The organism is Pseudomonas sp. Tun-23181, assembly GCF_057415455.1.
Window position 1 is genome coordinate 5263803 of sequence record NZ_CM171630.1, and the last position, 13748, is coordinate 5277550.

The following is a 13748-nucleotide window of genomic DNA, read 5'->3' on the forward strand; positions in this document are numbered from 1 at the left end:
GCGATCACCGCTCACGCAACGCCTCGGTCCGGGCCTTGAGCACCGGCTTCAACAGGTAGTCGAGCACGCTCTTGCGCCCGGTGATGATATCCACCGTGGCCACCATCCCCGGAATGATCAGCAGTGGCTTGTCATCCCCGCCGAGGTGGTTCTTCTCGGTCCGCACCTGGATCAGGTAGAACGCATTGCCCTTGTCATCGGTGACGGTATCGGCACCGATCAACTCCAGCGTGGCCTTCAACCCGCCGTAGATGGTGTAGTCGTAGGCGCTGAACTTGACCATCGCCGTCTGCCCCGGATGCAGGAAGGCCACGTCCTGTGGCCGGACCTTGGCCTCGATCAGCAGGTTGTCCTCGATCGGCACGATCTCCACCAGGTCGCTGCCCGGCTGCACCACGCCGCCGATGGTGTTGACCTTGAGCAGCTTGACGATGCCGCGCACCGGCGACACCACGGAGGTGCGCTTGACCCGGTCGTCGATGGCGATGCTGGAGGCGGTGATCTTCGACAGCTCCGTGCGTTTGTCGTTGAGTTCCTTGGCCGCCTCGGAGCGGAAGGTGGCCTCGGACTCCTGGATCTTGCTCTTGATCTCCGCCACCGCCGCTTCGGCCCGGGGGATCGCCAGGTTGGTGGCGTTGAGCTGGCCGCGGGCCTCGACCGTGCGCTGCTTCAGGCGCAGGATCTCCACCGGCGAGATGGCGCCGGTCCCCACCAGCGGCGTCGACATGTTCAACTCCTGCTGCAGCAACGACAGTGCCGAGCGGTACTGCTCGACCTTGGAGCGGAACTCGGCCAGCTCCTGGGTCTTCTGCCGCAGTTGCTCGTTGAGGGTCTGCTTCTCGCTGGCCAGGCGGCGCTGGCGCGACGTGTACAAGGCCATCTCGTCCTCGGCCACCTGCGGGGCCTTGCTGCGAACCTCTTCCGAGAGCTCGAGTGGACGCCCTTCGGACTCGGCCGACAGACGCTCGACCTGCGCGGTCAGGGCATAGCGGTCGGCCTCGCTCTCGCCCTTGTTGGACAAAAAGCGCGTGTCGTCCAGGCGCAGCAGGGTGGCGCCCTTGTCGACCATCTGCCCCTCGCGGGCGAAGATCTCGGTGACGATCCCGCCTTCGAGGTTCTGCACCACCTGCACCTTGCTCGACGGGATGGCCTTGCCTTCGCCCACGGTCACTTCGTCGAGCACGGCGAAGTGGGCCCAGGCCAGGGCCACCAGCAACAGCAGGGCGGCCAGCCACACGGTCAGGCGCGACAGGCGCGGCGAATCCTGCAAGGTGGCGCCGGCCAGTTCCGGCATGTAGTCGCGTTCGGCAGCCTTGGACGAGCCCGGCAGGGCGCTGCGTACGTTGTGGCCGAGGGACATGGACATACCTCCTAGAGGGCCGTGCCGATGCGGCCCTTGCGCAGGGCGTCGATGACCGCGTCCTTCGGCCCGTCGGCGACGATCTTGCCGTTGTCCAGCACCAGCAGCCGGTCCACCAGGCTGAGCATCGAGGTGCGGTGGGTGACCAGCAACACCGTCTTGCCCGGTACCCAGGCTTGCAGGCGCTGGCGCAGTTGCTCCTCGCTGCTGTTGTCCATGTGGCTGGTGGGTTCGTCGAGGATCAGGATCGGTGGCTCCAGCAGCAGTGCCCGAGCCAGCAGCACGGCCTGGCGCTGGCCGCCGGAAAGCAACTGGCCGCGCTCACCCACTGGTCGGTCGAAACCTTGCGGGTGCTGGCGGGCCAGTTCGCTGACGCCGGTCAGCTCGGCCACCTCGAGCATGCGTGCATCGCTGACGTGGCGGGCGCCGAGGGTGAGGTTGTCGCGCAGGCTGCCAGCCAGCAGCGGCAGGTCATGGGCGACATAGCCCAACTGGGCGCGCAGGTCGGCGACATCCAGCTGGCGCAGGTCCAGGTTGTCCAGCAGGACCTGGCCTTCGTCCGGGTGGTGAAAGCCCATCAGCAGGCGGGCCAGGGTGCTCTTGCCCGAGCCGCTGCGGCCGATGATGCCGATGCGCTCGCCAGGTTGGACGCTCAGCCTCACGTCCTGCAGGGCAGGGGCGGCCTGGTCCGGGTAGCGGAAGGTGACATGGCTCAGGGCCAGGCCGCCCTTGAGCGTGGTATGGGCCAGGGCCTGCTGTTCGGGCTGACGTTCCTGGGGCAGGGCCATCAGCGCATCGGTGCTGCGCATGGTCAATTGGGCCTGCTGGTAGCGGGTGATCAGCCCGGCGATCTGGCCCAGCGGCGCCAGCACCCGACTGCCGAGCATGTAGGTGGCGACCAGGGCGCCGACGCTGAGGTTGCCGGCAATGATGCTGTAGACCCCGGCGACGATGGTCGCCATGCCGCAGAACTGCTGGATGAACAGCGTGCCATTGCTGGCCAGGGACGACAGGTTGCGGGCATGGGCATCGAGCCGGGCCATGGCGCCGTTGGTGTGCTCCCACTGGTACTGGCGCTCGCTCTCGGCGCCGCAGGCCTTGAGGGTTTCCAGCCCGCCCAGGGTCTCGATCAGCAGGGCCTGGCGGACCGCGCCCAGGCTCAGGCTCTTTTGCACCGTGTCGCGCAGGCGCACCTGGATGAACAAAGCAAAGCCCACGGCCACGGGGAAGGCCACCAGCGGGATCAGCACCAGCCAGCCGCCGAGCAGGCCGATCACCAGCAGCATCAAGGCCACGAAGGGCAGGTCGATGATGCTGGTCAGGGTCACCGCAGTGAGGAATTCGCGCAGGCCCTGGAAGTCGTGGATGCTTTGGGCGAACCCCCCGATGGTGGCGGGCCGGGCTTTCATCGCCATGCCGGTGATGCGTTCGAAAAGGGTGGCGGAGAGGATCAGGTCGGTCTTCTTGCCGGCCTGGTCCAGCAAGTGGGCGCGCACCGTGCGCAACACCAGCTCGAAGGCGGTGCCGATGAACAGGCCAGCGACCAGTACCCAGAGGGTCGACAGAGCCTGGTTGGGGACCACCCGATCGTAGGTCTGCATGACGAACAGCGGCACCATCAAGCCCAGCAGGTTGATCAGCAGGCTGGCCAGCAGGGCGTCGCCATACAGCCAGCGGGAGTGCTTCAAGGTGTCGCGGAACCAGGCCTCGACCCTCGGCAGCAGGGGGCTGCGCAGGTTCTCCAGGGTATGCCGGGGGCGGGCGAACAGGGCTTGGCCAGCGTAGGCCTGTTCCAGTGCCTGGCGCTCGACCCACTGCTCGCCGCCTTCGGCCTCGCACGGCAGGATCAGCGCCCGGCCGTCATCGCCCCAGCGCTGCAGCACGGCGCTGCGGCCCTCGTCGAGCAGTAGCAGCACCGGCAGGTTGAGCGGCGAGATGGCGGCCAGCTCCCGGCGCAACAGACGGGCCTGCAGGCCGGCACGGGCGGCGGCGCGGGGCAGCAGGTCCTGGGCCAGCCGTTGCTCGGCCAGGGGCAGCCCGCTGCACAGGCTGGCGCGGCTGGCCGTGCAGCCGTGCAGCCGGCACAGGATCAGCAGGCCATCGAGCAGCGGATCATCAACATCTAGGCGCGGCTGCGCGCTTTGCATACTGGTCACGATGGCCTACTCCTGCCGCGGTGGGGGCCCGATCCGAACGATCCAGTTTCGTGCCGGCTCAACGCATCTCGGGCAACCTGGCCTGGTTGCGTACTTCGCTCTTGGCGATGGCTTCCGGTGGCAGCGAGATACGCTGCTTGCCCAGCAACTGGCCCATGGTCGCCAGGACCCGGTACATGGAGAACTCCTCGGTGTAGCGCACCTCGGTGTAGCGACGGTTGGCGTTGTACAGCTCGTTCTCGCTGTCGAGCAGGTCGAGCAAGGTGCGCTGGCCGAGGCCGAACTGGTCCTGGTAGGCCGCGCGTACCCGTTGGGTGGTCTCGGCGTACTCGCGGGCGGTCGGGGTCTGCTTGCGGGCGTTGTTCATGGCGTTCCAGGCCAGGCTCAGGTTCTCGTTGAGCTCGCGCAGGGCATTGTTGCGAATGTCCATGGCCTGGTTGATCTTGTGCGCGTCCGATTGCAGGCGCGCCTTGTCGCTGCCGCCACGGAACAGGTTGTAGCTGAGCTCGACGCCAGCCTGCCAGTCGTTGTTGTCGTGGCCGCGCTGGCCGGCGATGTTGTTGTTGGCACCGGTGGCCAGCACGGCGTCCAGGCGTGGGTAGAACGGCGACTTGGCCACTTCGTACTGCTGCTCGGCAGCGTTCACGTCGGCCTGGGCCGATTTCAGGTAGGGGTTGTTCTCCAGCATGCCCTGGCGCGCCTGCTCCAGGGAGGTGGGCACCTCGCCCTTGATGGTCACTGGCGTTTCCAGCTCGTCGGGCAGGCGCCCGACCACGCTGTAGAAGTTGGCTTCGGCGTCGGCCAGGTCGACTTCGGCGGTGTCCAGGTTGTTCTCTGCCAGGGCCCGGCGGGCGCGGGACTGGTCGAGGTCGGCGGTGCTGCCCACGCCCCGTTCGCTGCGCAGGCCGATCTGGTCGTTGACTCGCAGGTGGGCCTGCAGGTTGTTCTTGGCCAGGGTCACCAGTTCACGGCGCTTGAGCACTTCGAGGTAGACCTCGACGGCGCGCAGGGCCACGGTCTCGGCCGTGGCCTGGGTGAAGTAGGCACGCGAGTTGGCCACCGCCTCGGTGCGGCCCACTTCGTTGGCGGTGTTGAAGCCGTCGAACAGCATCTGCCGCAGGCGCAGTTCCGACTGGGTGTAGCTGAGGGTTTCCTTGTTGTGGTTGCGCGTCCCGTCTGGGTTGAAGCCGCGGGTATTGGTGTTGTCCGAGCGCTGGCGGCCGTAGCCGCCGACCAGGTCGACGCTTGGGTAGTAACCCCCGCGGGCGAACTTCACATCCTCGTCGGCGGAAAGCCGGCTGTTGCGGCTGGCACTGATCTCCGGATGCTGGTCCACGGCGCTCTGGACGGCCTCCGTGATCGACATCGCCTGAACGTTGGCACACGCCATGGCCAACAGAATTGCACTGGTGATGGGGGTCAGAACGCGCATGGGGTACATCTCCCTGGTCTCGAATGAGGTCCTGCGATCGCCAAAAAAATGACGAAAAAAGCAGGGTGAAACCGTTTCAGGTTTGTAACAACAGAGCTAAGAACATTTATCGGGCCAGCTAAGAAGAATTTTTCATAAACGCTATGCGAAAAAAAACTTATGCGGTCCAGAAAATACCGGACATTGTTCTAGTCATGGACCGGTAAAACCCACTGCATTCGGCGTTTTTCGGGCGTCAGAAAAAGTTCCAGATTTTTTGCAGCTAAGGACACAGGCGACAACGGCAAAGATGGAATTTGGCGACAAAAAATTGTCATTAAATAGTGGCCATTTTCCATCAGTCTATCGTCGGATCCGTCCCGGCAGGGGGCGTTCGTCGTCCTCGTGACCACAGTGGCCCGAGGTGTACGAGACGGGCCGCTGGCCGCTTGGGCAGGCCTATCCGTCGCTGCGAAAAGCCTATCGGCAGGGGAGGCATGCGCATGGCTAAGTCAGTCGGTGTGGTCAGCAAGGTAGTCGGCCAGGTATTGGCGGTAGGTAGCGACGGTGGCCGTCGCCTGCTGGTGGAGGGCGACCGCCTGTTCGCCGGCGAACAGCTGGTAACCGGCGCCGCCGGTGCCGTGGCGGTGCGTTTGCACAACGGCGCCGAGCTCACCTTGGGCCGCGACAGTAGCCTGGAGATGACCACGGACCTGCTGGCCAACCGCGCCCCTCCTGTACAGACCCACGACACGCCGCCCAGCCAGGCCCAGCTCAGCGATGTCGAGCGCTTGCAACAGGCCATCGCCGCGGGCGCCGACCCGACCGAAGAAGCCGAGGCCCCCGCCGCGGGCAACAATGCCAATGGTGCCCCAGGCGCCCTGGGCGGCGGTCACACATTCGTGATGCTGACCGAGGTCGCCGGGCGGGTCGATCCGCAGATCGGCTTCCCCACGGCGGGCTTCAATGGCATTCCGGAGCTTGCCAACCGCTACCTGGGCGAGCGTAGCGTGGACGGCGACGGCAACCGGGGGGCACCGCTGCAGCCACCGCCGGTGAACCCGCCGGAGGATCACCCGGTGAGCCTGGAGGGGCTGGACGTCAAGCCTGGCGAGTTGCTGTTGGACGAGGCCCACCTGCCCGACGGCTCGGCCGCCGCCCCGTCGGCGCTGATCCAGCATGGCAGTTTCACGGTGGTGGCGCCCGATGGTGTGTTCAACCTCAGTGTCGGTGGTATCAGTGTGGTCACCGGTGGGGTGGTGACGGGTGTCGGCCAATCCATCACCACGCCCTTGGGCAATGTGCTCACCATCACCGGCTACGACTCGGCCACTGGCGTGGTGAGCTACAGCTACACCCTCAGCGGTGCCGAGCAGCACCCGAACGGGGCGGGGAGCAACACGCTGGGCGAGCACTTCCCGGTGCTGGTCAGCGACAGCGATGGCGATGTCGCCACTGGTTCGCTGGATGTGATCATCCGCGACGACGTGCCCAAGGCACGGGATGACACCAACGCCGTCACCGCCACCGAGCAGCACACCGAACTGACTGGCAATGTCCTGGCCAACGACCTGCAGGGCGCCGACCGTGTGCCGAGCGGCCCGGTGGTGGCCGGTACCTTCACCGGTACCTACGGCACCCTGGTGCTGGCTGCCGATGGCTCCTACACCTACACGCTCAACACCAACGATCCAGACTTCAAGAACCTGCCCGGTGGCGACAAGGGGGTGGAAACCTTCACCTACACCCTCCGCGATGCCGATGGCGATACCAGCACCGCGACCCTGACCCTGAACGTCAGCAACCTGGACGACCCAGTGACCTTGGGCGGCCTGGACGTGAAAGGTGGCGAACTGACCGTGCACGAGAAGCACCTGGCCGATGGCAGCGCACCGAACCCGAGCGCCCTGACCCAGGCCAGCACCTTCACCGTGAGTGCGCCGGACGGCCTGCAGAGCCTGAACGTCGGCGGCATCAGCGTGGTCAGCGGCGGCACCGTGGCGGGCTTCCCGCAGTCGATCACCACGCCCTTGGGCAATACCCTGACCATCACCGGCTACGACCCCGCCACCGGGGTGGTGAGCTACAGCTATACCCTGCTCGACAACGAGGGGCATCCCAACGGCGGCGGCAACAACAGCCTGCAGGAGCAGTTCACCGTCATAGCCAAGGATACCGATGGCAGTACCGCCACCGGCAGCCTGGACGTGAACATCGTCGATGACGTGCCTACGGCCGAAGCCGACACCGCCAGCGTGGTCGAGGGCGGCACCGTCAGCGGCAATGTCCTGCACAACGATCAGTTGGGGGCCGACCAGGCAGGCACCGGCAATGTGGTGGTGGGGGCACGGGCCGGCGCCGACACCTCGACGTCGGCGATCGGCAACCTGAACACTGCCATCGTCGGCCAGTACGGCACGTTGACCATCGATGCGGCGGGCAACGCGGTGTACCAGGCCAACCCGAACGCAGTTGCCCCGCCCGGCGCCAGCGATGTGTTCGTCTATACCATTCGCGATACGGATGGCGATGAGAGCACCGCGACCATCACCATCAACGTGAACGACTGTTCACTGATCGCCGCTTCGGATAGCGAAGTGACCGTTTATGAGAAAGCCCTTGATCTGCTCAAAGACGGTAACGACCTGGCGGCGGGTACTGTCGAGGGTAGCGATCCGAATTCGACGGATGAAACCGCTTCCGGGTCCCTGGCTGGCTCGGTCAGTGGCGGCGTGGGTGCGCTGACGTTCAGTCTGGTGGGTAATGCCGTTGGCCAATACGGCCAGATTCAGCTGAACAGCGACGGCACCTACACCTATACCCTGACCTCGGCGCCGCAGTCGCCGAACCCTGGCAACGACGGTCCGAATACCGTCACCGAATCCTTCACCTACCAGGTCAAGGATTCGTTGGGCAACACGACCACCAACACCATCGTCATCACCATCGTCGATGACGTACCGACGGCTCACAGCGACTTCGCCAGTGTCACCGAAGGCGGTACGGTGGCCGGTAACGTGCTGGATAACGATGTGGTCGGTGCGGACGTGGTCAGTGATGGGAAATACGTGGTCGGCGTGCGTGCTGGCAACGACACTTCGACCTCCGCCACGGGCCAGCTCAATACCCAGGTGATGGGCCAGTATGGTTACCTGACCCTGGATGCCCAGGGCAACGCGGTCTACCACGCCAACCCCAACAGCGTGGCCCCGGCTGGTGCCACCGACACCTTCGTCTACACCATCCGCGATGCGGACGGTGACGAGAGCACTACGACCATCACCATCAGGATTGATGACTGCTCGCTGATCGCTGGGCCGGACAGCGAAGTGACCGTCCATGAGAAATCACTTGATCTGCTCAAGGACGGCAATGACCTGGCGGCCGGTACTGTCGAGGGTAGCGATCCGAGTTCGACGGGTGAAACCGCTTCCGGGTCCCTGGCCGGTTCCGTCAGTGGCGGCGTGGGTGCGCTGACGTTCAGTCTGGTGGGTAATGCCGTTGGCCAGTACGGCCAGATTCAGCTCAACAGCGACGGCACCTACACCTATACGCTGACCTCGGCGCCGCAGTCGCCGAACCCTGGCAACGACGGTCCGAATACCGTCACCGAATCCTTCACCTACCAGGTCAAGGATTCGTTGGGCAACACGACCACCAACACCATCGTCATCACCATCGTCGATGACGTACCGACGGCTCACAGCGACTTCGCCAGTGTCACCGAAGGCGGTACGGTGGCCGGTAACGTGCTGGATAACGATGTGGTCGGTGCGGACGTGGTCAGTGATGGGAAATACGTGGTCGGCGTGCGTGCTGGCAACGACACTTCGACCTCCGCCACGGGCCAGCTCAATACCCAGGTGATGGGCCAATACGGTTATCTGACCCTGGATGCCCAGGGCAATGCGGTCTACCACGCCAACCCCAACAGCGTGGCCCCGGCTGGTGCCACCGACACCTTCGTCTACACCATCCGCGATGCGGACGGTGACGAGAGCACTACGACCATCACCATCAGGATTGATGATTGCTCGTTGGTAGTGGGCGACGACACTGGTGTGACGGTCTACGAGAAATCGCTTGATTTGCTCAAGGACGGTAACGACCTGGCGGCGGGTACTGTCGAGGGCAGTGATCCGCATTCGACGGGCGAGACTGCTTCCGGGTCTTTGGCGAGTTCGGTCAGCGGTGGTGTGGGAACACTGACATTCAGCTTGGTGGGTAACGCCGTCGGTCAATACGGCCAGATTCAGCTGAACAGCGATGGCACCTACACCTATACGCTGACCTCGGCGCCGCAGTCGCCGAACCCTGGCAACGATGGGCCCAATACCGTCACCGAATCCTTCACTTACCAGGTCAAGGATTCACAGGGCAATTCGACTACCAGCACTATCGTCATCACCATCGTCGATGACGTGCCCAGGGCACATTGCGATGAAACCTCGGTGATCGAGGGCGGGACCGTATCCGGCAACGTGCTCGACAACGACATAGTCGGTGCGGATGTGGTCAGTGACGGGAAATACGTGGTCGGCGTGCGTGCTGGCAACGATGCTTCGACCTCCGCCACGGGCCAGCTCAATACCCAGGTGATGGGTCAGTACGGCTACCTCACCCTGGATGCCCAGGGCAATGCGGTCTACCACGCCAACCCCAACAGCGTGGCCCCGGCTGGTGCCACCGACACCTTCGTCTACACCATCCGCGACGCAGACGGCGATGAAAGCACCACGACCATCACCATCAACGTGCGCGACAGCAAGATGGTCGCCTGCGAGGACCGCGACGTCACCGTCTACGAGAAGGCCCTGGACCTGTGCAAGGATGGCCACGACCTGGCCGCCGGGACCGTGATCGGCAGCGATCCGCACTCGACTGGCGAGACGGCGTCCGGCTCCCTGGTCGGCTCGGTCATCGGCGGTGTCGGTGCACTGACCTACAGCCTGGTGGGTAATGCTGCCGGCCAGTACGGCCAGATTCAACTGAACAGCGATGGCACCTACACCTATACGCTGACCTCGGCGCCTCAGTCGCCGAACCCTGGCAACGATGGGCCCAATACCGTCACCGAATCCTTCACCTACCAGGTCAAGGACTCCCTGGGCAACACGACGACCAACAGCATCGTCATCACCATCGTCGACGACGTGCCCAGGGCACATTGCGATGAAACCTCGGTAATCGAGGGCGGGACCGTATCCGGCAACGTGCTCGACAACGACGTGGTCGGCGCGGACGTGGTCAGTGATGGGAAGTACGTGGTCGGTGTACGCGCCGGGTCGGACACATCGTCCTCGGCGACGGGCCAGCTCAATACCCAGGTGATGGGCCAGTACGGCTACCTGACGCTGGATGCGAAGGGCAACGCGATCTACCACGCCAACCCCAACAGCGTGCCGCCGTCCGGCGCCACCGACACCTTCGTCTACACCATCCGCGACGCAGACGGCGATGAAAGCACCACGACCATCACCATCAACGTGCGCGACAGCAAGATGGTCGCCTGCGAGGACCGCGACGTCACCGTCTACGAGAAGGCCCTGGACCTGTGCAAGGATGGCCACGATCTGGCCGCCGGGACCGTGACCGGCAGCGATCCGCACTCGACTGGCGAGACGGCGTCTGGCTCGCTGGCCGGCTCGGTCATCGGTGGCGTGGGCGCGCTGACCTACAGCCTGATGGACCACGCCGTGGGGCAGTATGGGCAGATCCACCTCAACAGCAACGGCACCTACACTTATACCCTGACCTCGGCGCCAAAGTCGCCGACCCCTGGCAACGATGGGCCCAATACCGTCACCGAATCCTTCACCTACCAGGTCAAGGACTCCCTGGGCAACACGACGACCAACAGCATCGTCATCACTATCGTCGACGACGTGCCCAGGGCACATTGCGATGAAACCTCGGTGATCGAAGGCCGCACGGTGACTGGCAACGTGCTGGACAACGACATAGTCGGCGCGGATGTGGTCAATGACGGGAAGTATGTGGTCGGCGTGCGCGCCGGGTCGGACACCTCATCCTCGGCGACGGGCCAGCTCAATACCCAGGTGATGGGCCAGTACGGCTACCTGACGCTGGATGCGAAGGGCAACGCGGTCTACCACGCCAAACCCAACAGCGTGCCGCCGTCCGGCGCCACCGACACCTTCGTCTACACCATCCGCGACGCAGACGGCGATGAAAGCACCACGACCATCACCATCAACGTGCGCGACAGCAAGATGGTCAGTTGCTGGGACAGCGACACCAACGCCTACCAGAAGATTCTCGACCTGCACCGCAGCGCCTTCTCCGGCTCGTTCGGCTCGATGACCGCCGCCCTGGTGATCGCGGGCTACCTGGGGGCGATCAGCAATGGCAACGCCAACGAGGGGGATGTGATCAACGTTACCCTACGCAAGGGCGAGACCCTCAAGCTCGACCACGACCACCCCATGGGCAACCTGATGATGGAATGGAAGGCGGCCAGCGGCGGTTACCAGGCCATTGCCAATGGCGACAGTTTCACGGCCAGCCATGACGGGGTGTACAGCATCCACCTGGCTCGTGCGGCAGATGCTTCAGGTAACGACAAGGCCGCAGAGAAATACAACCTCAACATGCTGATCGACTATAGCCACGCCGAGCGCGGGGCCTTCAGCGGCAGCGATACCCACAACGACCACCCAGGCGGCAGCGCCTCCGCCACGGCGAGCATCGTCTACCCGGGCGAGCATACCCTCGACGGCACGCCAGGCGACGATGTGCTGGTGGGTGGCGAGGGCAACGACACCCTCCAGGGCGGTGATGGCGACGACCTGCTGATCGGTGGGGCTGGCATCGACACGGCCAGCTATGCCTCGGCCGACGCTGGGGTGGTCGTCGACCTCAGCGCGGGCGGGCCGCAGGACACCGGTGGTGCCGGTATCGACACCCTGGTGGGCATCGAAAACCTGATCGGCTCGGACCATGACGACACCTTGATCGGCAATGGCGCCGATAACCTGCTCATCGCAGGGCTGGGCAACGACGTGCTCAAGGGCGGTGCGGGCAACGATATTCTCATCGGTGGGCCGGGCAACGATACCCTGAGCGGTGGCAGCGGCAACGACACCTTCGTCTGGCAGAAGGGCGACACCGGCCATGACACGGTCACCGACTTCACGCCGGGCAGCGACAGTCTCGATCTGTCGCAGTTGCTCCAGGGGGAGAGCGCCAGCGCCGCGTCGCTGGACGACTACCTGCACTTCAAGGTCAACGGCACCGGTACCGAGGTGGTCTCGACCATCGAGGTCAGCAGCGTGGCAGGCGCCGCGCCGACCCAGACCATCGACCTGGCCGGGGTCGACCTTGCCCAGCACTATGGCGTCGCGGCGGGTGCGGGAGGGATGATCGCGGCGGGGCAGGATACGGCGACCATCATCAATGGCATGCTCAACGATCATTCGTTGAAGGTGGATACGGTGTGAGGTGATTTGGCCTGAGTTTACTGGCCCTTTCGCCGGCAAGTCGGCTCCTGCAGGTACATCGTGTTTTCAAGGCTGCGGTGTACCTGTGAGGGATTCGTTAGCCCTTTGGGTTGCTCTGCCGTGCAGAGAGCATACTGCTGACGGAGGGCTCTGTGGGAGCGGGCTTGCCCGCGAATAGGTCGGTACAGGTAATACTGCGAATACGGAGGCGCCGTGGATAATGAAGGCCCATCATTCAAGTAGCCAGTCAGTATCCCCATCGATCAGCACACCGCCGTGGTCGGTATGATCACCTTGGCGTGCGACGGCCTTACCCTCGATGTAATAGCCCGTCGAGCCGCTGATAATTAAAGCCCCACAACTGATGCGGTCGCCAACCCTGGCAACCGCCTTGCCGTTGAAGGTGTAGTTGGCGCTGCCGGTAACTACTGTGCCAGCACCGTGTAACGGGCAGTCGTGACGATGACCTACAAGTACTACTGGCCTCATTGATGATCTCCTTCACTCGGTGCGGTACGGGACTCCAGGTCCATGTCTGCTGGCCATTGCACCTTGGGTGCTAGTCGCTCGAATGGGTTGGCTAGATCTTCACTGTTCCAATCCGTAGGCGGATAGACGAAATCCGGAAGTGCTTCGGCGCCTTGTTGCATGAAAAGCCTGGTAATTGCCCAGTACTGTTTGCCTTGCTCTATGTCGCTAGTGAAAAACACGCGGTCGATCACCTCATCAGTGCCAGGTTTGCGGACCGATATCATTACATTTTCAAGCAGCCCCCCGTATCCTAGGGGCGCGTATATGCTGTAGACCTCGGCGGTGAGGTCATCCCAGTCGTAGGCGACAGGCTTGACGCCCCAATTCTTGTGGCCAAAGGGATTAAGTCGGTCGAATCTATATTGGTAGAAATAGACCTTTCGGCGGTGCCTGTTGAAACGTATCGGTTGATCGCGAGGGTGCCCAATATCCATTCGGATGTAGGGAATTGTTAGCGCGAAAGCTAGAGCGAAAGATGAGGCGATGATGGCTGTAGATTCTAAATCTACTTTGGCGGTCGAGGCCAAATCGAGGTAAGTAAAAAATATAAGCATAATAAATCCTGCAAGGAGCAGTATGCTGCCTCCTACAGTCCAATAACCTCTGATCCTAAAGGTTGACCTTGGTACCTCTATGTAGGCTTCGTCAATGTGGTTTGGTGAGGGGACTGCGTGAGTTGCTGTTTTTTCTAGATGGCTAGGAACGCCTGGAGCAGGAAGGTCGTATTTCCATCCTAGGGCGCGATCGGGGATGTTCATTGGCTATCCTTCTGGATTGTGATTTCGGTATGAGCGTCTGGGGTATTGCGATCTGGCCAGTAATTTATTGGC

The 13748-nt window shown here is 63.5% G+C and carries 6 protein-coding genes; 1 reads left to right on the forward strand and 5 read right to left on the reverse strand.

Annotated elements, in window-relative coordinates; genetic code table 11:
- Positions 1–4 precede the first annotated feature (4 nt).
- From ACDI39_RS24955 to ACDI39_RS24965, 3 genes are all read right to left on the reverse strand, one after another.
- Complete coding sequence (locus ACDI39_RS24955) at positions 5–1360, reverse strand: HlyD family type I secretion periplasmic adaptor subunit (RefSeq protein ID WP_486537143.1); 1356 nt, start codon at positions 1358–1360, stop codon at positions 5–7.
- 11 nt (positions 1361–1371) lie between these two features.
- Positions 1372–3507: a type I secretion system permease/ATPase gene (locus ACDI39_RS24960; protein WP_253080919.1), complete on the reverse strand. Its 2136-nt coding sequence runs from the start codon at positions 3505–3507 to the stop codon at positions 1372–1374.
- Between the two features lie 67 nt (positions 3508–3574).
- A complete protein-coding gene (locus ACDI39_RS24965; protein WP_225789762.1) occupies positions 3575–4948 on the reverse strand; it encodes a TolC family outer membrane protein in 1374 nt (457 codons plus the stop codon).
- A gap of 482 nt (positions 4949–5430) precedes the next feature.
- Here ACDI39_RS24965 and ACDI39_RS24970 point away from each other — a divergent pair, with 482 nt between their 5' ends.
- Complete coding sequence (locus tag ACDI39_RS24970; protein ID WP_486537144.1) at positions 5431–12387, forward strand: retention module-containing protein; 6957 nt, start codon at positions 5431–5433, stop codon at positions 12385–12387.
- Positions 12388–12618: 231 nt separating this feature from the next.
- On the opposite strand, the gene ACDI39_RS24975 is transcribed toward ACDI39_RS24970, so the two are convergent.
- Positions 12619–12876: a PAAR domain-containing protein gene (locus ACDI39_RS24975; RefSeq protein WP_253105383.1), complete on the reverse strand. Its 258-nt coding sequence runs from the start codon at positions 12874–12876 to the stop codon at positions 12619–12621.
- Complete coding sequence (locus ACDI39_RS24980; RefSeq protein ID WP_486537145.1) at positions 12873–13676, reverse strand: DUF6708 domain-containing protein; 804 nt, start codon at positions 13674–13676, stop codon at positions 12873–12875. The genes ACDI39_RS24975 and ACDI39_RS24980 overlap by 4 nt, the downstream gene beginning before the upstream one ends.
- Between the last annotated feature and the right edge of the window lie 72 nt (positions 13677–13748).

Coding starts and splice junctions, on each gene's coding strand:
- ACDI39_RS24955 (WP_486537143.1), bottom strand. CDS start 1,360: ATGTCCCTCGGCCACAACGTACGCAGCGCCCTGCCGGGCTCGTCCAAG.
- ACDI39_RS24960 (WP_253080919.1), bottom strand. CDS start 3,507: ATGCAAAGCGCGCAGCCGCGCCTAGATGTTGATGATCCGCTGCTCGAT.
- ACDI39_RS24965 (WP_225789762.1), bottom strand. CDS start 4,948: ATGCGCGTTCTGACCCCCATCACCAGTGCAATTCTGTTGGCCATGGCG.
- ACDI39_RS24970 (WP_486537144.1), top strand. CDS start 5,431: ATGGCTAAGTCAGTCGGTGTGGTCAGCAAGGTAGTCGGCCAGGTATTG.
- ACDI39_RS24975 (WP_253105383.1), bottom strand. CDS start 12,876: ATGAGGCCAGTAGTACTTGTAGGTCATCGTCACGACTGCCCGTTACAC.
- ACDI39_RS24980 (WP_486537145.1), bottom strand. CDS start 13,676: ATGAACATCCCCGATCGCGCCCTAGGATGGAAATACGACCTTCCTGCT.